The sequence below is a fragment of the Alteromonas sp. ABH4_457 genome (assembly GCF_056160625.1).
In genome coordinates this window covers 102465-128108 of sequence record NZ_JBSWXN010000004.1, presented here as the reverse complement: position 1 = coordinate 128108, position 25644 = coordinate 102465, and the positions used below count along the sequence as shown (strand labels likewise).

Here is a 25644-nt window from a genome sequence, read left to right as displayed (position 1 = left end):
GCACTCACCATTTGTCACTTCGGTAATCAGGATCATCCGGCATGCGACCACGCCAGTCTATCGCCGGATTTCGCGCATCTGAATCCGAGGCATGCTTGCCGTCAGTGTCATCATCTGAGGGAATTGCGCTCAGCAACATCACCACCAGCGAGAACACACGACCCAGTACCTCGAAAACATAACCTACCACTGTTTTCAGAATATCCATTTGCTGTCGCTCCTGAAAAAATCACCGCAAACCTACCTGCAAGAATAGCTGTATTGTAGCATAATTGCGTGCCTCACAGGGTATCAAAAAATTTCATTAGGTATTAATTGGCAGCGTCCACCATACCTGAATTAGACCTTTACTTTGGAAGATATATGTGTTAATATACCCACATACACTCACTCACCTCTAAGGAGATTTTATGCTTATCGTAGACGCATGGAACAGTGTTACCTTATCTCCAACCTCATCCGAGGTGAGAAAGGCAATTTCACTGGCAAAAACCAAGTTTGCTGAGAAGTATTTTGACTTCAAGCAACTTACAGGACTGCTCGATCAGAACCATATTCCCACACAGGCAGCGCAGGACGTCCTGAATCAGCAAGACTGTGAGGAAGTGGGCACCGACCACTACCGGTTCCGTAAAGACACATGAGCGAACTCAAAGTCCCTTACGGCCTGACCAGCGATGGTGAGGTCGTTTGTGTGTCGATGGCAGACAAAGGCAAGCATTACGCCTGTCCCTGCTGCAACAGCAAGCTGACCTTGAGAGAGGGTAAGTTGCGAACAAAGCATTTCGCGCACCCCACCGACGCACCCTGTAGTCAGGAAAGTCTGCTGCACAAGACGGCAAAGATGGTCATCGAACAAACCATCCACCAGCACGCGAGGCGCGAAGCCACTATCAACATCCATAAACCCTGTGATGCGTGCGGCACTGCATTTACCCTCCCCCTTCCTGCCTCGGCATTCAGTCATGCCAAGCAAGAGGTCGGCGCTGGTGGCTTTATCTGCGATGTCATGGCTTACCAGCAGGACAGCGCCGTTCTGGCTATCGAGATCTGCCACACTCACGAAGTAGACTCCCACAAGGGTACGACGCTACCTGTAAAATGGATTGAACTGGATGCTGAGGCAGTGCTTGAAGATCCTTACCACTGGCACGCACTCCAGTCCGGACTTAAGCCATCGTTTTGCAGCCCGTGCAAAAATCACTTGCAGCGAGTGGTGAAAGCCTGTGATGAAGCAGGATTTCCCCGTCAACTATACACACCCATGCACGATCCCGCTGCTACGTATGTCGCAGATATAGAAAAATGCTTCCGGTGCCACAAAGAGACCCCTGTATTCTGGTGGAAAGATACGCCTTTCGGGAAAACACCACCTCCCGCACCGCGCCCCCGCACACTCTCATGGCGATTTTCCAAAACATACAAAGGCGCATACTGGATGAATACCTGCGCTCACTGCGGGGCATCTCAGGGCGACAATTTTTTGCACACAATGCCTGACGCGGTATTTTCTGATATGCCTCACAATAACTATAAGGAAGCACATATAGCACGCAAGCTTTCCACTGTTTCACCATCAGCTACACTGGCACAGCACTCAACAGTCTTTGCTGACGCTTTTTTGCCTGACAAAAAACGCTGACTGGACTGGCACATCGCGCCGGACTTTTTTATACTCCACTCAATATTTACGACGTATTTAATAAGGTTCCATCATGCAAACACTACCTGCCGCCTGCCTGCTGGCCGAGAACAAGAAACTTCAAGCGCAATTAGATGAAGCCAACCACATCCGGCAACTCACAGAAAATGCTGACACTATTACTGCACAGCTTGATGAAATTAACCAACTGAAAGCGCAACTTGAGCAGACAAAAGAAGCCAACAAAGAACTTCGCCAGCTTAATGACAGCTATAAAACACAATTGCAGGATATTAGTGACGTCACAGCCTTAAATGCCAAGATTGCCTATGACAAACTTGACGACAAAGACGAAGATAGCATACAGGCAAAAGTTGCATACGACCTGATCATTGCGACGCTATTATTTGATGTAAAGCGCCAAGCTCTCCGCATTGAGGAAGAATGCATTCGGCAGGCAGAATTTACACTGGCATCACTATGCCGAGGTATGCACACAACCATGAAGTTTTCTTCGACTATGCTACATGAGCGCATGATGTCACTCACTGACGCTATCGGCAAAGGCGTTGCCTTTCACCTTTCAGAACAACTCCCTCATAACACCCCCGAATGGATTACTCAGGTAGTTCATAAGGTTACAGAACGCATCAAAAAAGAGGAACTTGACAAGCTGGTGGATTGTTGATAAAATAACCTCACTGACTGAGAGGTTTTATCACAACATGAATGATCATGAAATGCTGACTCTGAGAAACAGGGTCAAGTTCCTGAACAACCGCATCAAAAATGAGTCGACCAAACTGAATGAGGCAATGAGAAAAAACTTTGCCCTCAATCGGGATTTGATTGAACTCAAAATTCAGAGTGAACAAGAGAAAGCCTGCTGGAAGGCAGACAAAAATGAATTAACGCTACTTATCGCGCATCTTGAAAATAAGGTGTCCGAACTACAAAGTGACATTATTCAAAAAGAAAATGATCAGGATTTTCTCGCTATCACCCTTAGCTATCTGCAAGTGCATGGTCATCATCAAGCCGCACTGGATATTGTCAGCGCTTTTGGTGGCCTTTCCCGACTACAGGAACTTTCTCAGTCTCATCCAGAATTAAAAAAACCGCTGGCATGGCTCTTGAGTAACTCAAACTATATTCCTGTTCAACAAACAAAAGACAACCGGAATAACGAGAGGCACTAACCGTGGATAGCCGACTTATACTACTGGACAACGACCACCCGCTAGGGACGCTATATGCAATAGAAGGACTGAACGAAAAACGCTTTCAGGTTATTGCAAACACTGATTTTTTCGCTCCCGAAGTCATCATTTATGAACTACAGGTATTTGATGCAGAACGAAAGTTGTGGTGGCTTGGCTCCGACAACCCCCCTTTTCTTAATATCGGAATACCTCTGTTTGTCGAACAACAGCGCAACTCAGACAACGACACCCTTCTGTCAAACTGGCTGAATCAACTTATTCCGAATCTGCGATAAAAAAGCCCGCATATGCGGGCTGAAATCCTATTTTGCCCTTTAACGTCGTCTATTTGTCCTGCTTGTTTTTGAGTTTAAGCCATTCATTCAGGATCTGAAGGATAAGCAAAATAAACTCAAGAGTGTCGAAGATTTCCATCGTTTCTCTCCTGTGACGCCTCTACGCCTCCCTGACGACTGACTCATACAACGCTTCCGCGCTACTGTGTTTTATGAAGAACAGCCAATTCCCTGTTGCCTGTAGTGCGTCGGTAACCACGTTACTACAAACTGACGCTCCGGAAGCAATTTTAGATGAAAATGGAAATTTTACCGTCCTCAGTCATGCCAATCGCTCAAACTGCATTGAATGATATACACTGACCTTGATGTACATGGAAACCGCGAAGACGATCTCGAAGACGATCTTTGTGTCTACATACAGAGATAGCGATTAAAAAACCTAGCAGGCCGTGCGAGCGAATAAACTCAGGTAGAATTTTTTACTTCTTTACACAATAATTGCTGCAAGAACTATTTATGCGGTATATTATTTGTTGAGGTCTTTTATATAGGTATTTATTATGAAATCAAAACTTTTACCACTCTGCGCGGCACTTTGCATGACAGCCCTGTTCACATGTATGGCTCAGGCCCAGCAGAACATATACCGCATTACAGCTGGCAAAGCAAAGCTGCCAGAAATCCAAGCAGGCACAGCCTACTCAGGCGTCACTACTAACGAAGATGCAGGCGATGTACCTGCGGAAACCGGTGACGGCGAAGCGACAGAGGAGGTAATTTCTGACGATGAAGAGAGCGAGCCGGAAACTGACGCCGAACCTATCACATGGTCTCACAGAGTTAATACATGGGGCGATTACGGGAATTACAATACCACTGCCGAAGCCATGATGGCTGTTGATGGAGACTTATCAACACGCTCTGATACATTCTTGGCTACAAACGGCGGGGCTATACGCGCCTTTTACGATGCCGATCATCCGTTCAGCGGCACGGTGACTGTTCATTGGCGACACGGCGTGGGCAATGGATATAACAATACAGGCAAATTCAATGTCACCTGCATGGTTAACGGCGCATGGGTGACACTGTTTGCAAATAGCGCCATGTACAGTAATAACAGCTACACACCTGCCACGACTTCCGGCTATGTCCAGAACTGCACCACTGTTGCTGTGTACGCCTCAGATATTGGCAAAGGCTTTGTGTTTTTTGATATTTATGAAATCGAGGTTAATCAGGACTGATAATTCTCAGGCGCAAAAAAAGAGCATAATTACATGCTCTTTTTACATCATCTGATAAATCTGCTATCCCTCCGGAAAACCGACACAAATCCAAACATCCCCAGCAACAGCATTGTATTCCTGTATCGTGAGCCGCCAACCTTTCAGCGCAAGCAAATCATCTCTCTTTGTAAAATTTACTTCAATTTACATTTTCCCTATTTTGTTTTATATTTATACGAGGTATTATTTATTGTAGCTCCATCTAACCGGTATTTATTATGAAGAAAACGTTATTATATCTATGCATTGCTGGCATGTTTGCCAGTTCAGTAAACGCCCAGCAGTTTGTTTACCGCGCTCAGGGCGGCAAGACGGCACTACCCGAAATCCAAGCGGGAACCGCTGCATCTGGCACTGGCTCCGGCGATAGCGCCGGAAATACAGGGGAGACGCCAACTGATACAGGCAGTGGCTCTACTGACGATTCAGCGCCGGATAACACTGAGGCTGAGGATGAAGCGCCGAAGGAACCGATCACATGGACTTACAGCCCTATCGCATGGGGTGGTAACACAAACTACAACACCCAAGAAGAAGCGATGCGGGCTGTTGACGGTGACACCGCCACCAGAACAGACACTTTTCTTGCGAACTATGGCGGCGCTATCCGCGCACGCTACTATCTTGACCGTCCTGTTACCGGCACGTTTACTGTTCGCTGGAGACACGCGGTTGGTGATGGTTACGGCAATTTAGGCGGATTTTCTGTCAGCTGCCTTGTAAATGGTGCGTGGAGTCATCTTTTCAATAACTCATCCATGTACAGTAATGCTTCTTTGACCCCCGCTGTTTCATCCGGCCACTTCGACGGGTGCAGTGTTGTCTCTGTCTACACTGATGATATTGGTAAGGGATACACCTTTTTCGCTATCGATGAGATCATTGTTGACGAAGACTGACAGTTTAATTATCAGCAACAAAAAGGGAGCAAATATGCTCCCTTTTTACGTCACCTAATCAGTCTGCTTTTTCTTCTGGAAAAACTGGAACAAAGTCCAAGCGATCCGAAGCACAAGCAAGACTAAAGTGAGGACGGAAATAACAACATTGACAATATCCATCCTGAACCTCCTTTGGTAAGGAGTGCCACCCTATCCGATGTCAGTAAACGTTGCCTCGCTCGAACAGGTAGTCAGCAGTCACCAGACTTAGCACCAAGAGTTATGACTAACCCGTTTACCAGACGAGCCGCGAGGAAACCACCTTTGCGCCCACTCTTGAAATGCCCTAGTTGACGGTTATATATTATCACCATTAGCCTACAAAGTCAATTTTATTCACCACTCTTGATTTATCGCTCAATAATTTGACAGCAAGACACCACTGAATTAATATACAGATGTCACTAGACTTAGCCTTTTGTCTTCATAGAGGTGAATCCACCAAGTTTTCTTCTGTGCAGGCCGGACAACCAATCCGCATTTAAACCGCTTTTAGGGCGGTTTTTTTGCGCCTGAATCTGACTGCAACACCAATTCCCGCTTGGCTCTTTTTCATCCGTCAGGTAATATAACTTTTCTATTTATACGATGTATTAATTTTAAAAGGCTGTTTATTATGGCGCATAAAGATGTGAAGTTGAAAGGTGTCGACTTAACGCAAGAGAAAAACCAGAACCTGACCCTATGGAAAGCCTCACCCTCAAAGTGGCTGCTGTTACCATCTGTACTGCTTACCTCAATTTTCGGCACGCTGTTCGCGATTTCAGTGGCATCATCTAAAGGCATTGTAATCCCCTATGTTACCGAGGGTTCACCTTTGTTTTCCTTGCAGGTTATGCTCTATAATACCCCCATGCTTGGCTACATCGCAGGGGCATGCACCGCATTTGGCTTTATTCAGATCCTCTGGCGCTACATTCAAATACTGTTTGAAAACTATCGCCTGACTCCGCGCTCTATCCATTTCGAAACAGGCGTACTCAGCCGCGAACTGGACGAGACACAGTTATTTCGTATCGTTGATATCAGCATCAAGAAACCCCTCCTGCTTCGTCTGTTAGGGCGCGGGCATCTGGTTATTTACAGCAATGATCCCAGTCTGGAGAGTTCCGGCATTATTCCTTCAGTTCAGACTCCGGACGGCAGAAAAGGCGTTTACCTTGCCGCAGTAAAAGATCCTGTTGCCCTGAAAGAAGATATTACCATGCTGCTGGAAGCCGAGCGTGAACGCAGAAAGGCATTCAGTACTGAGTTCCTTTAATGCTTTATCCGAGCTGGTGGATTCATCAGCTCGACCATCCCACTGTTTTCTTCAACTACCTTTTCATAACAGGTTATCAGAAAATAATACCACCTGAAATTGCTGCACTATACTTCCAGTGATACGCTACCACCAGTACACGCATTCTTACAAACATCAATGCTGCTAACACTTTACGGATTTTCTATTTTTCGGGTAACACATGAACATATCTTTTACTCAACTTTTCGCCGGTATCTGGCTGACCACTACCTCGCTTTGCGCCTTTGGATTCAATGACAGGCCTGCTCATGCTGACTTCTTATTATCGCAGTCAGACAGCATTCTTTTTAAAGAGACACTGCGGGCATTCAATCAGGGCGCGAAACGTCATGAAGCACGAACACAATGGAAGCTGGAAGATCACCTGAAAACATTCACAGAGGATTTTTACACGCTATGCAAAAAGCAAAATGCACAGACCACGAGCCAAGATCAGGACATACCCCGTGCATGGACGGCGTTTACGCCGAAACATTCCACCATTGCCAGCGATACCGATACGCACGCGCATTTACCTCTCGTTCCTAATCTCTGTCCTGCCTCTAAAGGCATTGCCATCAAGGTGATTGCTATTGAGTATGTCACTCGCGAGTCAAAGGACATTTTCCCCGCACTGATAGACCGGTTTATTCCCACAAAAGGCGATACGCTGGATTATCAGTCCTACCACATGACCAAAGGCACTGAGGCCATTGAGATAGGCAAGAGCAATCCTGCTACCATCGAGCCTTTCCGGTATGGGGGGGAGATCCATGCAAAGGCAACAACACCGGATACACTGCATCTAACGCTGGAGATGACATCAGTAACCGGATTTACAAGTATTCACAGCAACGCTGAACATAAGCAATTCACTGCCACTGTCGAAGCATTAAACACAGACTTTGTTCTCAACAAAGGACTATCTACTCATTACATTGAAAGACCTTACGGCACGTTTCTAGTTTACACTATCTGGAACTAATTCATTGACTAGACAGTGAGTTTGTGTTATTATAGATTCATCCTAAAGACTGAGACCAGATACATGCCAATATATCACGCAATTCCAGCAGCTGATGCCAACAAGCCACTTCAACAGATTATCGCCGAACTAGGTGACACGCTGCAATTTGGCCATGCACTGGCATCGGAAAACGGCGCTGTGATTGGCTGGTATTGCGAAACACCATCGTCCACCTATCCGCCTTTTGCTCTGCCAAGCCTACAGCCGCTGATTGACAACAGGTATCCGCTTTTTCGCATTGCCTCACGCTCTGATCAGGACTTTACCGCTTATCCTCGCTATGCGTACTCACTGCGTCATTGCCTGCTGCCTGATGGCACACTGCTAAAACAAGCATTGGTTGAATCTTTCAGTGAGGCAACGTGGATAAATATCGGAACTGATGCCGAGATCATTCCCCTGTCCGAACAGGAGAAGAATGCCATTTATGCGCAGCATTAATCGCGACCACCTAGCAGTTTCAGGATCAATGGAATATAATACTTCAATTATGCGGAGTATTTATAATGACACTGACTATTGCCGACTGCCCGCCTGACCGAGTTGTCAGACTGGCACATCCTTCCACTGCAAGGCCGATAACAGCCTCTCTGGATGAACTGAACAACCTGAAATCACTTTCGTATCCGGACAACCCCAAGCCGGTGGTTTTGAACACGCTGGAGAAAGCACTACTAATGGCTCAGGTAAAAGAAATTTGTGACTCTACGGAGTTGGTATGAAGCCATCAAAATCAAGCATGAAAATAATAGATCGCGACAGCGCAACGTGGCAACACAAAGCACCGCTCTGGCTAAAGATTGCCGTTGCTTATATCAACAAGCGCAATACACTTTTGCAGTACGAGCGATGGTCGTTATTTATTGCTATCGCACTCAGTGTTTTCTTTTTCTCCTTGCCTGATAATGGCCAGTTGGGTGTTCTGCTCTTTGCGTTTAACGCCTACCTCTCACTGAAAGCCCGAATCTGGCTGGACGAAAACCAATGCTTTACTGATATCAGGGAGACATCCTGTGAATAAACCTGTACCCAGCGAATTCCTCCGCGCTTCACTCGACACGCCCTCACAGGGCAACTTCCGGTTGGTGGCTGCATTTTCTCTTGATGACAATGAGTTTGAAGCTGACAGCGCAGAGGTGACATTCACTTTTCCTGCACCTTACGCCAGAACGCAGCAGCCCCGTGACGTACTGGACAGACTTATCAGTGCCATTAATGCCTACCAGAAGGCACTGTTTGATGTCCGGCCCAGTGAGGAAGACGGGAAGCTGTCTCTGACATTTATTGCATCTTTTACAGAGCACTACCTGCCCTGTGAGACGATTTCAGCAGGATTGCTGACCAGTGCAGCCGACGTAGCACAAAGTGTTCATGAGATGCTCTCTGAGGCTTTAAATGGCTCTGGCGGGATCTACACCCTGTTCAGGCACGGCGAACCTGACGCATGGACGGATGATTTCTTCCGGTTGTTCGCCAGCGCTGATGAGCTGGTGGAGATGCTGGAATGGGCGCAGGGAGCTGCACAAGAAAAAGAACTGCATTAACTTCTGTATGAGAGTACTAAGGCCTCATAAGCAGTAAAGTGTCATACTGACCAATATAGATTACGCAGCTTTAAGAAAAGGAAGCAAGAAGGCAGCTAACCCCCTACAATTGGATAAGTAATTTAGCAGGCGCAATATCAAAAACGGGGGTAATCCCCCGTTTTTAGTTTACTTACAAATAAATACCAAAATGACGGCAGGATTACGGTGCCTAACACCAGCTTTACACTATGCGTTTAATTAATACACTGTATATTTAAACTTAAATGCGACATTTTTCAAACTTTTATGCCTTGATTTGATTTGTACTCAACAGGGCAGTATTCTGGTTCCTCATTTCACATTAACAACAACCTTGATGACGAATACAGGAAATCCTTTAAGATTTATCACGCGCCTCGGGAATGGCTGGACAATGAGAATGCTGTCCGGACTGACCGGAGAGAACCTGTACAGGCGCGAAATTGACAGGGCGCATGGAGGCAGGGAGGAATCACTTCGCGCCATTCAGAAGATTCGCGATAAACTTGAAGCAAAACACCGCGCCAATGGCATCAGAAGAAAGCCGCGAAGCAATGCCAAGAGCCGTGCATTCGATTTGCCCGCAGGCGTGATGCACACCTATTGCAAAGACACCTACGGTCACCGCAGAGCGCGTTTCTATGCTATCCACCCTGAAGATTCGAGCGTTACAAAGAGCTTCAGCTACGATGGCCGGAGTGGCAGAACATTGGAAGATGCCCGTTATCTTGCCATTGCCTCACGCCAGTTGTGGGAAAAAGAGATAGGCGTGTTTCCGGCCACAGAAAACGCTTTACCACTTACTGACAACCTTTTCATTGTCAGGCAGCACTCAGGCTGGTATGTCAAAATCCCCATAAACGACAAAAGCTTCGTCGATGAACATTTTTCAGACAGCATGTTTGATGATAATCCCTCCCTGTCCCTCAAACGCGCTGAAGCTTTTTGCGAAAAAATGCTTGTCGGCCTGAGTATGAATAACAAACGTGCAATACCACCAGCACCGGAAGAACGTGATTCACGCCTGTTAACAGGCGTGTTAAAGTCGCACTATACCAGTTTCGACACCAACGGGGGGTCGATAATCGTCAAGTTCGTGCGGGCTGTACATCCTGAAGATCCTCGCATCAAAAAAACATTCAACTATCGGGACTATCCTTCCCGACGTAACCAACGCACACTGGAGGAAGCTATTAATCTGGCAAATCAGCAGCGCAAAAAATGGGAAAACACATAAGCGTCACGAACACGAATTGACTTTGCATGAATTTTGCGTTATTATATTGCTGTTGCTCCATATTTACAGGTGAACCATATCTATACTGAACTCAAAGCCGTCCTGAATGCGCAGATTCTCAGGGTTAATCGCTTAACTTTACTATGGAAAGCCACACTTACCCTTTTCTATGTACTGTTAGCACTGGCAATTGCTTCGCTGGCATTGTCGCAGCTAGCCCCCTATGGCCGCGCATTTATATCTACCAGTATTGCTGCCGGATCTATCTGGTTTGGTCTGCAAATCTATGCAGGCATTTCACTTAGAAATGCGGTGAGTCCACCGCTGATTGCCAGCAAGCTGACACAAGCCAGTCTTGTTGACCATAAGCACCATTTTTCAAAGCAGGAGTTTGTCCTTATCCGCAACACCCTGCAACATCTGGAAGAGAGAAAGGCTAACGAAAAATGATCTCCATCGCACGCACCGATGTCCCTGAGTGCTATCAGGAGATGCTGAGAACCGAGTCGCACCACACACATGAGATTGTGCGCGATGAAAACGGCACCCTGAGATGGCGTCCAGATCCTTTCGTATTAAGACTGAAGCGTGATTGCGACCTGAATCATATCTTCGCCGGATTCGACGCCCGTGGCAATGACCGGAACTGTGAAACGCTTCGCGAGTTATACCGACGCCTCGGGACTTCACTTTCCTCATACGAAGGCGTATTCTACGATCTATCGAATAATCCTGAGTGTGATAACTACATGCAGCCGGACAGCGAGGCAGATGCCAAATGATGACTCCCAAGGACTGCGTGGCACTCTTCAGGAAAATCACATCCTCAGCTCGCACACGGCCCTACCTTGCCATCAATAATGCACCCAGAGCGCTTATCCAAGTACTTCTCGATTGTGAATACAGATTGCCTGATAACGTGAAGCTGGTGGTCGTCAAAGGGGCTACCGAACTTGAAATCGCAGAAACGCTTATCAACAGCCAGCTCCCGTGCCTGATTGTCTTTCCTGAGCAATTCCATGTTCCCAGCTCTCTTGCCCGGCAAGTCTACTTCGTGCCTCTCTCCGGCGCGATGCTCCGTCGCGCCATGCTTCATCATGTAGTTACACCCAGCCTTTATGTCGCACTGAATACGCAAAAGCATTAATTGCCTGATAACAATGCAAGTGTAGTGCAGGATACAATATCAACTTGACAATACGGTTTAAAATTGTTATTATGTCACCCTGACTGAGAGAGGATACTGCATCATGACAAACCAAACCAACCCCTTTATTGCTTTTACTGATAATGACATCGTGAAGTTTGCTAACAAGCTTTTAAGCAATCAGGGTTTGAGTACACAGGTTAAGCGCATTACACGCTATGTGGCAGAAGGCCACAATTACTATCTTGCCGTATCCACTCGCGGTGCAACGCTGGCCATCTTTGTATCATCACAAATCCCCAGTGTCGTCTCTGTCCGTGCCATCCATCGGGTAATCGACAAAGTGCAGCCATTCGGCTTCCTGCCTAATGGTCAGGCAACCGGAAATCTGGACACGCTTTTCTTTGCAGGCTCACAGAGTTGCCATGAAAATGGACAGCCCATTCATTACCTGTATCAGTCAGATCTTGCTGTCGTCCGCCGCTTTTGGGAAAATGAGTACGCAGGCATCAATGAGCCAGCATTTTCGCAGTTGGTTGAAAGACGCCTTGCCGCTGAACTTGATGCAAATTACATTCTGCGAGACAAGCAACAGCCTGCATCATAAGCAGTACAGAAATACAGCGCCACACATTGACAGTGGGAGGACTTTGTGATATTATATCCGTATCAACTAAGAGAGGGTTCATTATGCCAGACGCCACTATTCCTGCAATATCGTTTGATGTCGCGAAAAAACTGCCTGTCGACCTCGACTCAGCCATACCCACTTTCGATAATACACTGATGCATGATGGCTACTTTTGTCAGGTAAATGGCTCCTTTCGTCATATGACGATTGATACCTATAACGCTTTGCGAAAAACACCACCTCCACCCCTTGCAGCCTGATTGACTTTCCACAGGCTACCTGAGACCATACACTCCGTTATATTTACGGAGTATTTAAATCATGGCCTGTTCATGAGATGGGTGAGGATGACTTGGAAATCCCCCTCGTTTTTGATGACCATGAATAACAAATAAAGGGGGTGACCCCTTTATTTTCGTTTACAAATGACAATAACCGTGTTATTATGTTCAGCATCAAAACAGCAAAGGCCAATGGCATGAACAAAGCATTTCCACAGGTTCAGGTTGACGACAAAATCATGCGGATCACGTTCAGTTGGCCACACGATGAACGTGCGTCTAATAACAAATCAGACAAAGACCACAGATTCAGTGTCATACGGGGCATTGTGGTCGACAAGGCCGGTGAAAAGACATTCACACTGGATGGCCGACGCCTAAAACAGGCAGAACTCGGCAAGATAGTTGAAAGCATAAGTGTGGTTCACCGTTCCGTCTATCTGCCCGACAACGAAGAGATAGAACCATGGCTGGACTTTATTAAGGACAAAGTGGCAGAACGGGCGAATCAGGTCATTGAAAAGATTCAGGAGCGCATCAGAAACGAGCTACAGCCACTTGTCGACAGGCAGTATGGTGAAAGCCGCGTCCGCGACTGGACGTAGTTGCGACACTGAATAAGCCATGACAACTGCCCTTCGTGGTGTCATGGCCTACCACATGATATCCTCCTGACCTTTGAACTCATGACGAAGTATTATGCCCAGCAATAACCCTCTTTTGACACTCAACACATCGCTAAGCTACCTGTATGCGAAAGAACTTGCCAGTGACAGCACCGGTGGGTCGATTAAGAAAGACCTGACACAGGAATACATGACACACGTTTCCCGATATAAAGAAAAAGGCGGGAAAGGGTTCTGTGATGTTGCTATCAAAATTTCAGGACATGATAACAAGGTACTTGGCGACATCTTCCTCAATTTACATGAGTTGAAAAACGAAGGTGATTTTGATGCCGAGTTCATTGGCAGACTGGATCAACTGACAGCATTTTCTGAAGACAAAAATCAAGATCTGGAGTACGGCATTTTACTGCCTCACTATCATCTTTACGATGCACTCAAGGCCATTCGCCTTGCAGGGTGTGATATCGATTATCGCGTGAGTATTTTCACCTTCCTGCCACTTGTCCGCACAACACTGGCAGAAGGCAGCTGCCTGCCTATAGTCCGCCACACCCTGAAGTACTTCATGGACAGCTTCGACCCAAGTCAGGGTAATGACTATAGCGACTCACCCATGATGTTTGCCATCCGTAGTGCCGGTTACTACTGCACATACATGCTAACAGATGAAACTGTAGCAGAAAATCATGCATCCCTTCTGGAAAGATACACAGAGTCGTTACAGTACCTTCTTACCTGTATTTATGTCACACGATACCACGGGCGTGACGGATCTGTTGACGCCGGAGCACCCGCCCTGCTGTCGTACAACCCGTGGACATACAATGAAGACGAATCTGTCATGCTCAACGAAATGCTGAATACCGAGCCTGAGGAGCAGCTGGTGGATGTCAGCTCAGACTTATTACTGAGCGGCAACATCAGTATCAATGATGCTTTAGCGCTCTTTGCAGACTAACAACCCACTGACTACGGAAACCTGTTTATGGCCGGACAATACAGACCTGACCCCGAATCCCCTGAGTCCTTTGTACTTCAGCACCTTTTGCGCGATCCGCAAAGCCGAGATACGCTACTTGCCTCACTATTCCAGCTGGCCCGACGCCACTTAGGCTTCCCGCCAACCGGCCCGATCCCGCTCATCACCACCACCAGCATCCGACCCGATGCCGACGAGGAAAATCTGGCCGTACAGGATCAGGTTTTGCGCGAGCACCGCGAAAAAGGCAGTATCATTATCGAATCTGACACCCCCTTCGAAGGACGTCAGCCGCTTACCATCATTGCATTTGTTGATACCCGCTTTAGCGAAAATACATTGCTGGAGGTCAACAAATCTCGCAGCAAAGCAAATAAAATTCCCAATCTTATGATGGATGAAAGAAAGATCTACCACGCCTTTATCGATAAGTACTGGCACAAGACTCTCGAATATGCCAAATGTCACAGTGAGTGGCAGGCAGAAACATTTCACAAGACTTGACTTTTATTTGTTTTTGTGTTAGTTTGTGGTAAACCTTCTCATCTCATGCATTGAGCACATGACACCGGAATAAGTTCATCATGGAAGCACAACTCGGTTACGCCATTTTTATTATTTTCTGCATGGCCTGCATGCGCTTCAGCGCAGGCAGCTGGCTGGGCACAGTTCCTGAGGACGGCAATGTCCGCTTCGAACTGGGGGCGCTATACCTGATCACAGGCTCCATCACCCTCTTTGTCTTTCATGCCCTTCTCTCCGGCGATCCCGACTGGGTTTTCCACAGCATGGAACTCGCTCTCACCGTGAGCCTCATTAAGGTAGGCACCATCCTGTCTAATGAGGCATACCGTAAAATACACCCCCTTCTCGACTAAACCTTCTAAGCTGCCTTCCAAACCTTCGGAGGTGCTTAGAATATTCCAAGCTCCTCCGAATATTTATAATCTCAATTGACATTAGCATTATTTTGTGTTACATTAAAGCCTCAATAACAGAGGTGAAAACATGTCAAAAAGTCCTGCTTCCGAAATTCTCACAAAGTCTTTTGCACAACTTTTAGAATCCGGCCATTATCGTCATGCGAACCATCTCTACAAAGAATTTAAAAGTGACATCCTGACCAGCGGCCACAGTATCGATATGCTCTGGTATGACGCATACCGCAGCGATACCCCCGACCTCGCCGACTTGCTCTTCAACATTGGCGGCAAACCCGAGACGCACATCTGGCACTCAGCTGGCCATGAGTCCAGCTTTAAGACATTTCAGGTGTTTTACCAGCGCGATCCGTCGTTTTACCAGCCTATCCCGCCCTACAGCAACGTGGCGGATGATGCCCTCAGCAGAGGCATGGCTGATAAAGCAGCATTTCTTATCAAAGAAGGGATTCTGCCAACTCCAGACAACCTCTCCGCCAGCACGTTTCGCACACTTCTCAGTGAGCATCCGGAGGCTGCAAAGCTGGCAATGAAGCACAACGCGGTTTCGTCTATGCCCAAAGATCAGCTAATCTACTGCCTGAGCGGTATCGATGTTGATTGCATAGATTCTTTTTTGAAAGTCTACGGAGCACAATTCAGTCTGAGCGAGCTGGTGGCCATAGGCTACATTACGCTCAACTTCGGACTAATCCGGTTTCTTGAGGCGGAATGGGGATACAACCCCAGCCAGACTATCGACTACACCGGCGCGTTTGAATGGGTTTCCGACGACGCCATTACTGGCTTATTCTTCAACAAGACTCGCGGCATGACAGGCAATATGAAACATCCCGATGACATTGTTTTCAATGAGAATATGATTGCAGCATTCTGCACACTCTACGGGAACAGTATTGATCTTTCGCTATCATCAACACTGCACTACGAGTTCTTTAGTTTTCCAAACAAGATTGCGGCGAAAATGATGGAGCTGGGCATGACAAATGAGATAGTCGCCTTTACACCAGCCATACTGGAGGCCTACAACAAATCTAAAACACTCGAACCTACGCGGGCACTGGAACCTGATAAGCATATCTGTTCCACTCTTATGCACGATATACTACCTGAATCCCAGTCTGCTGACGATGTAAATGCGCTCTTCAGGGGCGTTCAGAATACCGGCCTACTCACTGAGACAGATATCATCCTGCTCAGCAGCAGGGTCGCCAGCCATTTTGCCGGTGACGACAAAAAAATCCGCGCAGGGGTTCGGGTGACAAATGGATTCCGCGCCTTTTTTAATGACGATGACTGGTACGAAAAAGCACTGGGCGCATTTGCCACGACGAAAAACTCCGGTCTGCCCAAGGCACGGGATGGCATTATAGCGCTTGCGAAAGAAGTTGAGGAATGCTCCTCAACCGCGTCATGGTCGAACATGCTCAGTCACTCAGATTACGCAGGCAAATCACTAAAACAGATTCTGGCGGCGTATCGGGCGAACCTGAACGGAAATCACCCCTCCAAGTCGGCAGTAGCCCTCATTACTCTGGCGGCTTATCCTGCTTCTGAGCGCACCGATATCCTCAGCGCACTTATTGATGCGGTGTCCAAAAAAGCTGATGATGCCGCACTTCGCGATCTGTGCGAGGTATGGGATAAGACCCCTTACGGGCTTATTGCTGATCACAATCTCACCGGCAAGCTCAGTGCCAGCATGCTCTCAGCCATTGTCTGAGCATGCTGACAGCTGCGCCTTGATGTTCATGGCGCAGCTTATCAAACCGACATCTGAGACTGCGAGAATGCACTATCAAAACACTCATGATTTTTCAGTACATCATAGAGTGCATCAGCTCCTATTGCGATGAACACATCCCGCGACGAAAACCCTCTGCCTGCCTTCTTTAACCTTCTCAGTGCATTGAGCGCACCACCGTTGTTCTGAGCGCAATTATTCAGCTGTGAAACTATCCTCATTGTGGGAGACATTAAGCTCTCCGCCCACGGCTCCGGCAGTGTCATTTCTTCTGATACATTGACGATGTAGTCCGGACGCCTCAGACAAATAAACTGCTCACCGTTCACATCCAGATACGTGCGAATTACATCAATATGAGCATAGTCTCGGGAGCCAAAAAGCAAAAACAACTTATCCCTAGCAGAAAATATCGCCTCAGCGAGCGCATACGTCGTCATATGCCCGCAATCCCCGATACCGGTCAGTTCACAAATCTGCAACAGCGTGGCCTTCCTGAGTCTGTAGGTCACAATCAACTCAGCCCCCTTCGGGCATGCCCGCAAATCAATCAGGCTCCGATCCTGCCCCTCATCTGCCACCGGCGAATATCCATATTTACGTTGTCGTGTCGTTGCAGACAATACCCATTGCGACCCGTGTACCCGTTCAAAAGAAGACGATTGAATGACATAACGTATATTCATTGTGAAACCCTCATGTTTTTTTAAACAGTAGAAGATATCATTCAATTAATCAATAAAATTGTTCTATATTTTAGTTTTTAATCTAAAATCATGAATATCGTATATACGATATGCATAATGGCCAATTTGTACTGCCCTCATTACCTGTGCGCCAATTATTAAATTGACACTTGACGATGGTTGTGTTATTATAAATTCACTGACTGAGAGGATTCATTATGCCAATAACGCAGACCGCACCTGATTTTCGTGAAAACGCTGAAATAATCTTTGAACAACTTGGTGGCAAGGGCCGTCTTTGCGCTATGATCGGAGCCAAGAACTTTGCCTTCTCCGACAAAGACCGTTACGCAAGTTTCCGGTTCGCCGCACAGAACTCAAAGCGACTGAACTTTTGCAAAATCAGTTTATGCAATGACCTCTACACGGTCGAGTTCGGACGGGTATGGGGAAGCAGCTATACCGAAGTGGAAACGTTCAAGGAGATTTATGCCGACAGTCTGATCTCACTCTTTCAGCGCACCACTGGCTTAGCCATTCACCTTTAGGGGTACGCATGAGACCTCACCGCCGCGCTCAAGACTTGCTGACATACGCATCAACCTCGGCCAGCGTCACTCAGCCACAGAATGCCATCCGCACAGAAAGGCCGGTGCCGCAGCCCGTAGTCAGGCGCTTATCGCAGAGCTGGACGTAATTGAAGCGCATCTTTCGGATAAAGTATTCTGAGGACAATCATGAGTCGTGACAGCAACCAGATTGCTCACACTATACCTGCTGACACACGCGATCTTCAGTCAAGATTAGCGATCCTCAAGCAACAACTACAGGGTGTAACCAGCAAGGAGATAGAGCAGGGCAAGCAAGCTGAAGCCAAAATGAGTCATCTCATAGAGGCCGCAATGGCTGGACAAATCACCATGGACGAAGAATACAAACAGACTAACCGCAACCTCATGGAGATGGCAAAAACATACTTCAACTATATTGAAGCGGCATACCTGACCCAGACACTCCGGAAAAATCTGATAAAAATCACCTGCCGCTATGTTGCCCTGCCCACAAGGAAATTCCCTGTGCCATACGGTTTTCAGGCTCATCACAGAGTAATGGAGGAGATGCCCGATGCCATATACTCCGACGAGCCGCTGGAGCGCAGAGATTTGCCCGCCTCTTATGTTCTGCATGATTTACAACTTCAAACTGTGCTGTAAAATAAAAGGTAATATTTCAGGAGTATTTTAGTCAATCACCCCCACCAAACGCGGTAGCGTTTGGAAGGGGCTTGCAAAAGCCTGATTGACCAGACTAAGTACTTAGGGTGCTACGTTATTTGAGAATAAATAGGCACTTTGGGGTGACTCTCGCCAGCCCCAAACACTGCGGATAGTGGTTAAACAGAGCGAAAGGGTCAAGCTCAGTGCTGCTATCAACAAACCTCAAAATAACATTGTCGAGGCGTACTTTACCCACTTCGGTGGAGAAATTTAGGTAACTAAATGCAACGAACATTAGTCTTAGACAAGAATAAGCAACCGCTTATGCCGTGCCATCCATCACGGGCAAGAGCGATGCTTAAAAATGGGAAAGCAGCGGTTTATCGCAAGTTTCCATTTACTATTATCCTCAAAAATCGGGATGGTGGCTCTGTACAACCTATCGAGGTAAAACTCGATCAAGGGAGCAAAACCACAGGCATTGCTCTGAACTTGCATGGCAAGCGAGGTATTAAAGCCATTTGGTGCGCCAACCTGAACCATCGTGGGTATCAGATTAGTGAAGCTCTTAAGAGTCGCGCTGCGACTCGCAGAGCGAGACGAAACAGAAAGACACGTTACCGCCAAGCTCGCTTTGATAATCGGGTCAAATCGAAAGGCTGGCTGGCCCCCAGTATTATGAGCCGAGTTCACAACTGTGAGACTTGGTGCAGCCGATTAACCAAACTTGCTCCTGTCAGTGCTTTTGTGGTCGAAACGGTGCGTTTCGACACCCAGAAAATGTCGAACCCCGACATTTCCGGTGCCGAGTATCAACAGGGGGAGCTTGCTGGGTATGAGCTACGTGAATACATTCTGTTCCGCGACAGGCACGTATGCCAATACTGTCATGGCGCAAGCAATGACATGGTGTTGAACGTAGACCACAAACAACCACGCTCAAAAGGTGGCAGCGGCAGCGTTAAAAATCTCGTCACATCTTGTCGCAAATGTAATGAAGATAAGAACAACCTTCTTTTAGAAGATTGGCTTGCCAAAGAGAAGAAAATGCGCAGCAAACTGGCAAAAGCCAGAGTGCTGCATATACCAAAAGTGATTGCGGGGAAATTCACACCAATGCGTGACGCAGCAGCGGTAAACGAGGCCCGATACAGACTGGGTGATTCAGTAAAACAATTTGGTTTACCCGTGACGTTCACCAGTGGTGGACAAACAAAATTCAACCTAGCTAAGCAGAGTTACGAGAAAGACCACTGGATTGACGCAAGCTGCGCGGGTGATACGGGCAGTAGTGTTTTTATCCCAACGGGATTAAAACCACTGGTTATATCTGCTAAAGGTCACGGGACTCGCCAGATGTGTCGTGTCGATAAGTATGGCTTCCCACGCACTTCTGCAAAGCAGAACAGCGTCATCAACGGCTTTAGGACAGGTGATATTGTTCTTGCTGATGTGCCATCAGGCAAGAAACAAGGCAGGCACACTGGCCGAGTAGCCGTTCGGGCCAATGGATTTTTTAATATCACAACCACTGATGGGATAGTGCAAGGCATTAAACACAAACATTGTCGCTTGCAACAGGCAAGCGATGGATATCAATACAACTAAACGGAGGCGCTTTCCTCTCCCACTAAATCAGCAAAGCTGATTTTGAAGGAGTATCCAGCGCGAAATATGATGAACCAGCCTCTATTACCCGATTACCATAAACTTTACGGTTACGTTGATTGCATCAATGTTGACGCACAAATCCGTTTACCAGCTCTTCCAGAAGGATTTCCCAGTAATATTATTGCCGTATTGCAGCAAGTTGAACGGCAAATGCATTTTCTCAGTGCCAGTATGCGACGGGAAACACTTACCTATCAGTTCCAAAGACGCAGTTGCAAAATCAGTTCACATCAGACGTTGCATGACGATGGCACAGCCAGCCTCAAAATCAATTTTCCTATGCGGCAGGCTACTCCTGCACGGGTTAAAACTGAAATTGAAGAGCATGCCTGCATTGTCGCCTCTTTTCTCAACCGCCTGTATGTTGATACTGAAAACAAGACTATTGGTTTCTCATTGCTTACATGCCCCTCCGAAGGTGCGGACACCCGTGGCTGTCTTGCAAAAAAAACGGGCATTGCCCTGAACAATATCCAGCTCCACGAGTCCTGTACTGATCTTCTTATTGTTAGTGTTATTCCCAGTTTGCAGAGTCTTTCCGGTTGCCGCAAACCTGTTACCATACAGCTCCACCGGTTCGATGATGATCATGGAACGCCCAGCATAGATTACCGCCTCCTCTTCAAATACTAGTTTACAAATATATTCAAATGTGTTATTATATGCTTGTCAACTGAGATGAGGAAACAGACATGGGAAGAAGCGTATCAACTCCAAGCGGCGCAAAACTGGTAGCCTACAGCCACATTGAGCTGGATGACGAAGATGGCAACCCAATGGACGCAGACGAATGCAGCTGGGAATGGGATTCCTACAAAGAAGGCGTCACTGAGAGACTCACAGCAGCCTACCCCTCGCTGCGCCCTTGCAATGAATGGCTAAGTAATGAAGATCACGCCATCCTTGAGAACAAATTTGCTAAATTCGGTATTTCCGAATACTGCGGCCTCGTGAGCATCTGGGCGGTAAAACAGGATTATCTGGAACCCAGCGAAGACGCCATGGCGGATAACTGGCTTAGCCAGATTGCAAACTCCTTTGATGCCAATTTCTCTACACTGCGCTGCGAAGGCAGATTCTCCAACGGCGAAGCCGTGTTTCGTCAGGTCGCGTAACGCAATAAACGGGAGTCAGCTGAAAAATCAGCGACTCCTTTTTTGTTGACAATAGATAATATATGTGTTACTATATGCACACTGACTGACAAGAGAGAATAACGCCATGCAAAACATTCAATTTACTGCCGTAGCTGTATCCAAAAAAGCTAAAGACGCGCTAAAAGGCGTGCTCACCCTGACCAATGGATCAGCGGTTTTTGTACTGGATGGCGAACTGAATGGCGAACATGTCATCAGTCGGGAACTGCAACAACCCGTTGAGAACGTAGAAAACTTTATTGCCAATCAAATCCGCAAACTGGATAGCGGCAACAAGTTTGACAGCATCCGGATCGGAAAGGCTCGCAAATCCACACCCATCCTTCGCGAGCCTGAAAAACCAGCGGTTCGTATTGTGTACGTCAAATACAATGAAGAACTGTGCTACCCGCTTATCACAGATCAGGTTGCCGTCGTCGTTAAAACCAACGTCAAATCGTTTTCGCACCCGATCACGGAGCTGGGCTACGAGGCAGTGGCTATTCCAGCGGACGGGATGTATACCAAAGATCCCGTACTGAACACACTCTACCGCCTGATCGCACTGCCTTCAGACTACCCGAGAAAGCTTAACAGCAACGTACAGAAAGCCATCCGAAAGGTGAAAAACGGCACATCAGACAAAGAAAGTGTATGTCTGACCAGCGGCCTGAGTGTGCATTTCTCACATAAAAAGCTGAAAAAAGGGTATCTGACACTGGACGCCGATATGATTGAAGGCATCGAAAAAATGGCAGCACGACTGACAACAGGAGCTTAATACATGTTTGAACTTGCACCTTTTTCGTCAGATGCGCCAACACAGGCTGACGTTGACACCGCCAATGCAGTATTGGAGCGCCGAGTGACAGCTATGACTGAACAGGCGCAGAACAGCTCTGTTCAATGCAATCACTGCCAGCAATCCAACCTCATCAAAGAACTTACGCTGGTGGAGCACTATTGGTATGAGGCTCCTTGGGGCTGTACCGGTGGCGATACTTACAAATATAGCTTCAAGCGAGACGCCTTTCTTTGTCCTCATTGTGAACAACTGAGCCGTCTGCCCGAGCCTTTTAACCAACAACGTGACTTTAATGACAAAAACTCCCCTCATATCGCCTTAGCCAATCGCCTGAAAAGCGCCTTTAAGGACAAACTTTACGATATCGAAGGTCACACCGGACTTTCCGACACACCACCAGCACTCTGAGCTGGTGGAGTCAGATTTACAGACAGCAAAAACTCGATTACCATGTTGAATTTTAATTCCAGAGTAGCCTTATGAGCCGACGCGCAGCACAATTCTCACAAAGCCTCATCCAACAAGGCTGGGACTTAAACGTCCACAGCGAACAAAATATCTCCAACGACACAGCTGCCCAGTTTGTGGTGTACTATCCCCATAATCACGACATGATCATGTCGCTGTCCAGCGTCGACGTGTACATGAAATTTCTAAAAGATATTAACAAAACCCATGGCGATATTTTGCTGGACTCAGAAGGCTGCGCCAGCTACTTGGCAGAGACTGCTCTCCGCTATCAAAAAAATAAAAATAAAAGTGACGAGCTGATAACCGATGTCGGACTGGCAGGTATGACCTATATGGCATCTACCAAGTCAGGGCAAATCTATCTGACAAATCACGCGCCGAACCCATTTACTTTTATCACCGTTATGTATCCCATGAACAAGGCAAAGACGACGTTTACGCTCCGACCTGCGGTAGCAGGGTGTGCAGGTGTCATGTCACCGGATGAAATCATAGAAAGCGCAAAAGAAATCATGAACGCCGACATTAAACTCAAAAAGAAGTTTTTATTCAAATACTTAAAATAAGCGCAAGCATTGCTTGCGCTTCACACTCTTAGTCAGACATTCGCAGCTCTATTTTTCATTCCGAAGCCATTTAACCAGCTTAGTGTACTTCACCGCCCCCACCCCTACCGACGCAAGAAAGCATGAAACAGGATCGTCAATACCCAACTTAACGATACCCACACAAGCCAGCGTACCCATGAACGCCCCGACAACCATGGTTTGCGACATCGCACAAAGAACCTGCGCGGACGTCCCTTTAGGCATCTCACCTTTGTTCAGCGCCGCAATACTCTGCGCTTCCCGCATTGCCAGAAAGAGACCTGTACGCCCTACAAGTCCGCCCAGCATACATAACCCGAATAACTCATTGATCTCAGCCATCATTCAGCTCCTGATGTTGTGAAGTCGGTGATTAAACCCGTTGCTCAACCATCCTACTGTTACATAGCGCCGCAGGAGGGAGAAAAAGCAGTTTTTATCTGTGACTTTCACCATCCACTCCCGTGCTGCTGATTACCAGTATATCGCTGATTTTCACTCCGTCAAATCGCAAGTTATTGAATTACAACGTTTTTGTTTATTTCTTTGGTTATATTACCGTGCCTTTTTTCACATCCTGACGCTAACTCCCGTTAATTTAAACGTTTTTTATTTTTTGAATTTTTTTTAAAAATTTTTTTCGCACCGTCCCGTATTGCGTCTTATCTCACGCATCCTCTCAGCTCAGCATAATTAAATTGACACCTGAAATCATTTGTGATATTATAAACACATACTGAAAAGACATCTAAGGCTCACAATGGACAGCTCATCACTTGCTCGCAAAATTCGGGATTTTTTATCAACCTACGCCGTCGAACGTGCAGATTTCGACCCTGAGTTTGATGACGCAGAAGATGCGTTTGCCAGCCCTGATGCTGCAATGCTTCACACTGCCGCAAGCCATCTGTTTGTGTATTGCTCATTGCCTGCAAATTTTGCTATCCAGTCATCATGGGAATCTGGCGGCTACGCCCCCTACAACGACAAGACCGGCAGGGCCATTCATGATGAAATCATTGCAGAATTAAAGCCGTTTATCGGTAAGGAAGCGTAATTATGCCGTACCCGTTCCCCGCCACTCTGGCCGAAGGCAGCGAACACCACTACTGCTGTGATGCACACCAGATGGCTCATGCCGCCGTGTTGCGCGAGAAGGGTATTCCCTTTACAGCTAAAGTCGTTAGCGCCGACGACAGCGACAGCACTGACGGCGAGATGTGCAAACATTGCCAGATCCAACTGGGTACACCGCTGGATCTGGACAGTCTGATGCATGCCGTCAGCTCAGAAGCGCCTCTGACGTACTTCACGCAGTGCGACAAGTGGCGCACGCAATATGAGAATGGCGAATCATGCTGGCACATTATGATGTGCAACCGTGTCGAACTACCCGTAGAAAACCCCGAGGGCGTTGAAGAGGCAGTGCGTAGGCTTGCGGATCTCGACACTCTCTTGGATGAAGACGAAACGCTGGTGGATTTCATGGCAAGCGATCCTGAGTCCGGCGTGTATCTGTCCATGATTGAGGGTGAGGCCGTGCTATTTATTCAAACAGCCGGATTCGAATTCATTTTTACCAAGGGCGGCAATGCACCTGCGGGGGTTACAAATGACTGAGAGTGTGACTGCAAGAAAGACAGGCATCGAAATCACTTTTGATGTTACCTCAAAGCTTAACTCTCAGGATATGATTGAGCTTTACGACAGACGATATAACACGTTTGAGGCTTGCGGCCTGCTCGATATCAATCTCGATAGTGAGCCACCTGTCCGCCGCGCCTTTCAGCAACTTGAGGCATTGCCCGATGTCCGAAGGATAAAATGGACAGTGCCGCGCTTTGACAAGCCCGCATCCCGAACCACTGCCGTATCACTCTGCACCAACATTGATGCGGATATTGAGCATGTCATGGCAGAAGCGACCAAGGTGATTCAGCAAGAGATTGAATGCTTTCACGCTACCGAGAAAGGCGCATTTATGTCGCTGTACTCTTGCCTGTACGATCCCACCAAAAGCGTATTAGAACAGGCTGCGCCATTTATCGAGTCCATGAAGCTTAGCAATACTGAGTATGTAAAACTGATCCATGCGATTCATGCCACCACTACCGCCAGACGCAACACACAGGAGGACAAACAGTTCCCTGTGATATTCTCAGGCGACCTGATGATGATTGGCATTCTGATCTAATTCGTAATTAATACCGCGACAGACAAGCCCCATTAAAAAAG

Annotated in this window: 38 protein-coding genes; 35 read left to right on the top strand and 3 right to left on the bottom strand. The window is 47.2% G+C overall.

All coding sequences use genetic code 11. The annotated features are described in order from the left end of the window. Nucleotides 1-4 precede the first annotated feature (4 nt). Nucleotides 5-208 carry a hypothetical protein gene (locus ACXAGR_RS10350; protein ID WP_474849919.1) on the bottom strand — a complete coding sequence of 68 codons (204 nt, stop codon included), beginning with the start codon at nt 206-208 and terminating at the stop codon, nt 5-7. A gap of 202 nt (nt 209-410) precedes the next feature. On the opposite strand from ACXAGR_RS10350, the gene ACXAGR_RS10345 reads away from it, so the two are divergent. From ACXAGR_RS10345 to ACXAGR_RS10230, 24 genes are all read left to right on the top strand, one after another. After that, nucleotides 411-644, top strand: coding sequence for a hypothetical protein (locus ACXAGR_RS10345; RefSeq protein WP_474849917.1), 234 nt, complete (start codon nt 411-413; stop codon nt 642-644). Next, entirely contained in the window at nt 641-1642 is a 1002-nt protein-coding gene (locus tag ACXAGR_RS10340) for a competence protein CoiA family protein (RefSeq protein ID WP_474849915.1), read from the top strand. The genes ACXAGR_RS10345 and ACXAGR_RS10340 overlap by 4 nt, the downstream gene beginning before the upstream one ends. Nucleotides 1643-1715: 73 nt before the next feature. Beyond that, a complete protein-coding gene (locus tag ACXAGR_RS10335) occupies nt 1716-2330 on the top strand; it encodes a hypothetical protein (RefSeq protein ID WP_474849913.1) in 615 nt (204 codons plus the stop codon). 37 nt (nt 2331-2367) lie between these two features. After that, on the top strand, nt 2368-2841 hold the full coding sequence (locus ACXAGR_RS10330; RefSeq protein WP_474849911.1) for a hypothetical protein: 474 nt from the start codon (nt 2368-2370) through the stop codon (nt 2839-2841). A 2-nt stretch (nt 2842-2843) separates the two neighbouring features. Further along, complete coding sequence (locus tag ACXAGR_RS10325; RefSeq protein WP_474849909.1) at nt 2844-3140, top strand: hypothetical protein; 297 nt, start codon at nt 2844-2846, stop codon at nt 3138-3140. Nucleotides 3141-3703: 563 nt separating this feature from the next. Next, the gene (locus ACXAGR_RS10320) at nt 3704-4390 is read left to right on the top strand and encodes a hypothetical protein (RefSeq protein ID WP_474849907.1); all 687 of its coding nucleotides are present in this window, start codon (nt 3704-3706) and stop codon (nt 4388-4390) included. 260 nt (nt 4391-4650) lie between these two features. Continuing rightward, nucleotides 4651-5331 (top strand): hypothetical protein, encoded by a 681-nt coding sequence (locus tag ACXAGR_RS10315; protein ID WP_474849905.1) that lies wholly within the window; start codon nt 4651-4653, stop codon nt 5329-5331. 658 nt (nt 5332-5989) lie between these two features. After that, on the top strand, nt 5990-6634 hold the full coding sequence (locus tag ACXAGR_RS10310) for a PH domain-containing protein (protein WP_474849903.1): 645 nt from the start codon (nt 5990-5992) through the stop codon (nt 6632-6634). A 202-nt stretch (nt 6635-6836) separates the two neighbouring features. After that, nucleotides 6837-7640, top strand: a complete 804-nt coding sequence (locus tag ACXAGR_RS10305; protein WP_474849901.1) for a hypothetical protein — start codon at nt 6837-6839, stop codon at nt 7638-7640. Between the two features lie 63 nt (nt 7641-7703). Beyond that, nucleotides 7704-8123 (top strand): hypothetical protein, encoded by a 420-nt coding sequence (locus tag ACXAGR_RS10300; protein WP_474849899.1) that lies wholly within the window; start codon nt 7704-7706, stop codon nt 8121-8123. A gap of 65 nt (nt 8124-8188) precedes the next feature. Continuing rightward, a complete protein-coding gene (locus ACXAGR_RS10295; protein ID WP_474849897.1) occupies nt 8189-8404 on the top strand; it encodes a hypothetical protein in 216 nt (71 codons plus the stop codon). Continuing rightward, nucleotides 8401-8703, top strand: coding sequence for a hypothetical protein (locus ACXAGR_RS10290; protein WP_474849895.1), 303 nt, complete (start codon nt 8401-8403; stop codon nt 8701-8703). Before ACXAGR_RS10295 ends, ACXAGR_RS10290 begins: the two co-directional genes overlap by 4 nt. Continuing rightward, nucleotides 8696-9226, top strand: a complete 531-nt coding sequence (locus ACXAGR_RS10285; RefSeq protein WP_474849893.1) for a hypothetical protein — start codon at nt 8696-8698, stop codon at nt 9224-9226. Before ACXAGR_RS10290 ends, ACXAGR_RS10285 begins: the two co-directional genes overlap by 8 nt. Nucleotides 9227-9641: 415 nt before the next feature. Next, the gene (locus tag ACXAGR_RS10280; RefSeq protein ID WP_474849891.1) at nt 9642-10484 is read left to right on the top strand and encodes a hypothetical protein; all 843 of its coding nucleotides are present in this window, start codon (nt 9642-9644) and stop codon (nt 10482-10484) included. Between the two features lie 69 nt (nt 10485-10553). Further along, nucleotides 10554-10934 carry a hypothetical protein gene (locus tag ACXAGR_RS10275; RefSeq protein WP_474849889.1) on the top strand — a complete coding sequence of 127 codons (381 nt, stop codon included), beginning with the start codon at nt 10554-10556 and terminating at the stop codon, nt 10932-10934. Next, nucleotides 10931-11266 carry a hypothetical protein gene (locus ACXAGR_RS10270; protein WP_474849887.1) on the top strand — a complete coding sequence of 112 codons (336 nt, stop codon included), beginning with the start codon at nt 10931-10933 and terminating at the stop codon, nt 11264-11266. The genes ACXAGR_RS10275 and ACXAGR_RS10270 overlap by 4 nt, the downstream gene beginning before the upstream one ends. A 17-nt stretch (nt 11267-11283) precedes the next feature. Next, the gene (locus ACXAGR_RS10265) at nt 11284-11631 is read left to right on the top strand and encodes a hypothetical protein (protein WP_474849885.1); all 348 of its coding nucleotides are present in this window, start codon (nt 11284-11286) and stop codon (nt 11629-11631) included. Between the two features lie 103 nt (nt 11632-11734). After that, nucleotides 11735-12238: a hypothetical protein gene (locus ACXAGR_RS10260; RefSeq protein WP_474849884.1), complete on the top strand. Its 504-nt coding sequence runs from the start codon at nt 11735-11737 to the stop codon at nt 12236-12238. Between the two features lie 83 nt (nt 12239-12321). Beyond that, nucleotides 12322-12522, top strand: coding sequence for a hypothetical protein (locus ACXAGR_RS10255; RefSeq protein ID WP_474849882.1), 201 nt, complete (start codon nt 12322-12324; stop codon nt 12520-12522). 218 nt (nt 12523-12740) lie between these two features. Further along, a complete protein-coding gene (locus ACXAGR_RS10250; RefSeq protein WP_474849880.1) occupies nt 12741-13148 on the top strand; it encodes a hypothetical protein in 408 nt (135 codons plus the stop codon). A 94-nt stretch (nt 13149-13242) separates the two neighbouring features. After that, complete coding sequence (locus ACXAGR_RS10245; RefSeq protein WP_474849878.1) at nt 13243-14130, top strand: hypothetical protein; 888 nt, start codon at nt 13243-13245, stop codon at nt 14128-14130. Nucleotides 14131-14157: 27 nt separating this feature from the next. Continuing rightward, nucleotides 14158-14655, top strand: a complete 498-nt coding sequence (locus ACXAGR_RS10240; protein WP_474849876.1) for a hypothetical protein — start codon at nt 14158-14160, stop codon at nt 14653-14655. 80 nt (nt 14656-14735) lie between these two features. Continuing rightward, nucleotides 14736-15029, top strand: coding sequence for a hypothetical protein (locus ACXAGR_RS10235; RefSeq protein ID WP_474849874.1), 294 nt, complete (start codon nt 14736-14738; stop codon nt 15027-15029). 130 nt (nt 15030-15159) lie between these two features. Further along, entirely contained in the window at nt 15160-16815 is a 1656-nt protein-coding gene (locus tag ACXAGR_RS10230; RefSeq protein ID WP_474849872.1) for a hypothetical protein, read from the top strand. Between the two features lie 41 nt (nt 16816-16856). Here the strand turns inward: ACXAGR_RS10230 and ACXAGR_RS10225 are convergent, their stop codons facing one another. Beyond that, nucleotides 16857-17522, bottom strand: a complete 666-nt coding sequence (locus ACXAGR_RS10225) for a hypothetical protein (RefSeq protein ID WP_474849870.1) — start codon at nt 17520-17522, stop codon at nt 16857-16859. A 218-nt stretch (nt 17523-17740) separates the two neighbouring features. Here ACXAGR_RS10225 and ACXAGR_RS10220 point away from each other — a divergent pair, with 218 nt between their 5' ends. The 8 genes from ACXAGR_RS10220 (at nt 17741) to ACXAGR_RS10185 (ending at nt 23388) form a co-directional block, all read left to right on the top strand. Next, on the top strand, nt 17741-18070 hold the full coding sequence (locus ACXAGR_RS10220) for a hypothetical protein (protein WP_474849868.1): 330 nt from the start codon (nt 17741-17743) through the stop codon (nt 18068-18070). A gap of 189 nt (nt 18071-18259) precedes the next feature. Beyond that, nucleotides 18260-18736 carry a hypothetical protein gene (locus tag ACXAGR_RS10215; RefSeq protein ID WP_474849866.1) on the top strand — a complete coding sequence of 159 codons (477 nt, stop codon included), beginning with the start codon at nt 18260-18262 and terminating at the stop codon, nt 18734-18736. A gap of 285 nt (nt 18737-19021) precedes the next feature. Continuing rightward, nucleotides 19022-20347, top strand: coding sequence for an RNA-guided endonuclease IscB (gene iscB / locus ACXAGR_RS10210; protein WP_474849864.1), 1326 nt, complete (start codon nt 19022-19024; stop codon nt 20345-20347). Between the two features lie 66 nt (nt 20348-20413). After that, complete coding sequence (locus tag ACXAGR_RS10205; RefSeq protein WP_474849862.1) at nt 20414-21043, top strand: hypothetical protein; 630 nt, start codon at nt 20414-20416, stop codon at nt 21041-21043. Nucleotides 21044-21102: 59 nt separating this feature from the next. Continuing rightward, nucleotides 21103-21525, top strand: a complete 423-nt coding sequence (locus ACXAGR_RS10200; protein WP_474849861.1) for a hypothetical protein — start codon at nt 21103-21105, stop codon at nt 21523-21525. 106 nt (nt 21526-21631) lie between these two features. Further along, complete coding sequence (locus tag ACXAGR_RS10195; protein ID WP_474849859.1) at nt 21632-22327, top strand: hypothetical protein; 696 nt, start codon at nt 21632-21634, stop codon at nt 22325-22327. Nucleotides 22328-22330: 3 nt separating this feature from the next. Next, nucleotides 22331-22759: a hypothetical protein gene (locus ACXAGR_RS10190; RefSeq protein WP_474849857.1), complete on the top strand. Its 429-nt coding sequence runs from the start codon at nt 22331-22333 to the stop codon at nt 22757-22759. Nucleotides 22760-22830: 71 nt separating this feature from the next. Next, nucleotides 22831-23388, top strand: coding sequence for a hypothetical protein (locus tag ACXAGR_RS10185; protein WP_474849855.1), 558 nt, complete (start codon nt 22831-22833; stop codon nt 23386-23388). Between the two features lie 48 nt (nt 23389-23436). Here the strand turns inward: ACXAGR_RS10185 and ACXAGR_RS10180 are convergent, their stop codons facing one another. Beyond that, nucleotides 23437-23754, bottom strand: a complete 318-nt coding sequence (locus ACXAGR_RS10180) for a hypothetical protein (RefSeq protein WP_474849853.1) — start codon at nt 23752-23754, stop codon at nt 23437-23439. A gap of 415 nt (nt 23755-24169) precedes the next feature. Between ACXAGR_RS10180 and ACXAGR_RS10175 the strand changes: the two genes are divergently transcribed. Genes ACXAGR_RS10175 through ACXAGR_RS10165 form a run of 3 tightly spaced genes read left to right on the top strand, consistent with a single transcriptional unit; the run spans nt 24170 to nt 25603 of the window. Further along, on the top strand, nt 24170-24466 hold the full coding sequence (locus ACXAGR_RS10175; RefSeq protein WP_474849851.1) for a hypothetical protein: 297 nt from the start codon (nt 24170-24172) through the stop codon (nt 24464-24466). Between the two features lie 2 nt (nt 24467-24468). Then, nucleotides 24469-25029: a hypothetical protein gene (locus tag ACXAGR_RS10170; RefSeq protein ID WP_474849849.1), complete on the top strand. Its 561-nt coding sequence runs from the start codon at nt 24469-24471 to the stop codon at nt 25027-25029. Further along, nucleotides 25022-25603, top strand: a complete 582-nt coding sequence (locus tag ACXAGR_RS10165) for a hypothetical protein (protein ID WP_474849847.1) — start codon at nt 25022-25024, stop codon at nt 25601-25603. Before ACXAGR_RS10170 ends, ACXAGR_RS10165 begins: the two co-directional genes overlap by 8 nt. Nucleotides 25604-25644: the final 41 nt, after the last annotated feature.

Bases quoted from the DNA above. Each gene is read 5' to 3' on its own strand.
- ACXAGR_RS10220 (WP_474849868.1), top strand. From the start codon at position 17,741: ATGCCAATAACGCAGACCGCACCTGATTTTCGTGAAAACGCTGAAATA.
- ACXAGR_RS10190 (WP_474849857.1), top strand. From the start codon at position 22,331: ATGTTTGAACTTGCACCTTTTTCGTCAGATGCGCCAACACAGGCTGAC.
- ACXAGR_RS10165 (WP_474849847.1), top strand. From the start codon at position 25,022: ATGACTGAGAGTGTGACTGCAAGAAAGACAGGCATCGAAATCACTTTT.
- ACXAGR_RS10310 (WP_474849903.1), top strand. From the start codon at position 5,990: ATGGCGCATAAAGATGTGAAGTTGAAAGGTGTCGACTTAACGCAAGAG.
- ACXAGR_RS10335 (WP_474849913.1), top strand. From the start codon at position 1,716: ATGCAAACACTACCTGCCGCCTGCCTGCTGGCCGAGAACAAGAAACTT.
- ACXAGR_RS10230 (WP_474849872.1), top strand. From the start codon at position 15,160: ATGTCAAAAAGTCCTGCTTCCGAAATTCTCACAAAGTCTTTTGCACAA.
- ACXAGR_RS10250 (WP_474849880.1), top strand. From the start codon at position 12,741: ATGAACAAAGCATTTCCACAGGTTCAGGTTGACGACAAAATCATGCGG.
- ACXAGR_RS10240 (WP_474849876.1), top strand. From the start codon at position 14,158: ATGGCCGGACAATACAGACCTGACCCCGAATCCCCTGAGTCCTTTGTA.
- ACXAGR_RS10185 (WP_474849855.1), top strand. From the start codon at position 22,831: ATGAGCCGACGCGCAGCACAATTCTCACAAAGCCTCATCCAACAAGGC.
- ACXAGR_RS10330 (WP_474849911.1), top strand. From the start codon at position 2,368: ATGAATGATCATGAAATGCTGACTCTGAGAAACAGGGTCAAGTTCCTG.
- ACXAGR_RS10235 (WP_474849874.1), top strand. From the start codon at position 14,736: ATGGAAGCACAACTCGGTTACGCCATTTTTATTATTTTCTGCATGGCC.
- ACXAGR_RS10175 (WP_474849851.1), top strand. From the start codon at position 24,170: ATGGACAGCTCATCACTTGCTCGCAAAATTCGGGATTTTTTATCAACC.
- ACXAGR_RS10315 (WP_474849905.1), top strand. From the start codon at position 4,651: ATGAAGAAAACGTTATTATATCTATGCATTGCTGGCATGTTTGCCAGT.
- ACXAGR_RS10260 (WP_474849884.1), top strand. From the start codon at position 11,735: ATGACAAACCAAACCAACCCCTTTATTGCTTTTACTGATAATGACATC.
- ACXAGR_RS10195 (WP_474849859.1), top strand. From the start codon at position 21,632: ATGCAAAACATTCAATTTACTGCCGTAGCTGTATCCAAAAAAGCTAAA.
- ACXAGR_RS10280 (WP_474849891.1), top strand. From the start codon at position 9,642: ATGAGAATGCTGTCCGGACTGACCGGAGAGAACCTGTACAGGCGCGAA.
- ACXAGR_RS10350 (WP_474849919.1), bottom strand. From the start codon at position 208: ATGGATATTCTGAAAACAGTGGTAGGTTATGTTTTCGAGGTACTGGGT.
- ACXAGR_RS10340 (WP_474849915.1), top strand. From the start codon at position 641: ATGAGCGAACTCAAAGTCCCTTACGGCCTGACCAGCGATGGTGAGGTC.
- ACXAGR_RS10205 (WP_474849862.1), top strand. From the start codon at position 20,414: ATGATGAACCAGCCTCTATTACCCGATTACCATAAACTTTACGGTTAC.
- ACXAGR_RS10245 (WP_474849878.1), top strand. From the start codon at position 13,243: ATGCCCAGCAATAACCCTCTTTTGACACTCAACACATCGCTAAGCTAC.
- ACXAGR_RS10300 (WP_474849899.1), top strand. From the start codon at position 7,704: ATGCCAATATATCACGCAATTCCAGCAGCTGATGCCAACAAGCCACTT.
- ACXAGR_RS10270 (WP_474849887.1), top strand. From the start codon at position 10,931: ATGATCTCCATCGCACGCACCGATGTCCCTGAGTGCTATCAGGAGATG.
- ACXAGR_RS10305 (WP_474849901.1), top strand. From the start codon at position 6,837: ATGAACATATCTTTTACTCAACTTTTCGCCGGTATCTGGCTGACCACT.
- ACXAGR_RS10225 (WP_474849870.1), bottom strand. From the start codon at position 17,522: ATGAATATACGTTATGTCATTCAATCGTCTTCTTTTGAACGGGTACAC.
- ACXAGR_RS10320 (WP_474849907.1), top strand. From the start codon at position 3,704: ATGAAATCAAAACTTTTACCACTCTGCGCGGCACTTTGCATGACAGCC.
- ACXAGR_RS10180 (WP_474849853.1), bottom strand. From the start codon at position 23,754: ATGATGGCTGAGATCAATGAGTTATTCGGGTTATGTATGCTGGGCGGA.
- ACXAGR_RS10345 (WP_474849917.1), top strand. From the start codon at position 411: ATGCTTATCGTAGACGCATGGAACAGTGTTACCTTATCTCCAACCTCA.
- ACXAGR_RS10200 (WP_474849861.1), top strand. From the start codon at position 21,103: ATGGGAAGAAGCGTATCAACTCCAAGCGGCGCAAAACTGGTAGCCTAC.
- iscB (WP_474849864.1), top strand. From the start codon at position 19,022: ATGCAACGAACATTAGTCTTAGACAAGAATAAGCAACCGCTTATGCCG.
- ACXAGR_RS10290 (WP_474849895.1), top strand. From the start codon at position 8,401: ATGAAGCCATCAAAATCAAGCATGAAAATAATAGATCGCGACAGCGCA.
- ACXAGR_RS10170 (WP_474849849.1), top strand. From the start codon at position 24,469: ATGCCGTACCCGTTCCCCGCCACTCTGGCCGAAGGCAGCGAACACCAC.
- ACXAGR_RS10255 (WP_474849882.1), top strand. From the start codon at position 12,322: ATGCCAGACGCCACTATTCCTGCAATATCGTTTGATGTCGCGAAAAAA.
- ACXAGR_RS10295 (WP_474849897.1), top strand. From the start codon at position 8,189: ATGACACTGACTATTGCCGACTGCCCGCCTGACCGAGTTGTCAGACTG.
- ACXAGR_RS10215 (WP_474849866.1), top strand. From the start codon at position 18,260: ATGAGTCGTGACAGCAACCAGATTGCTCACACTATACCTGCTGACACA.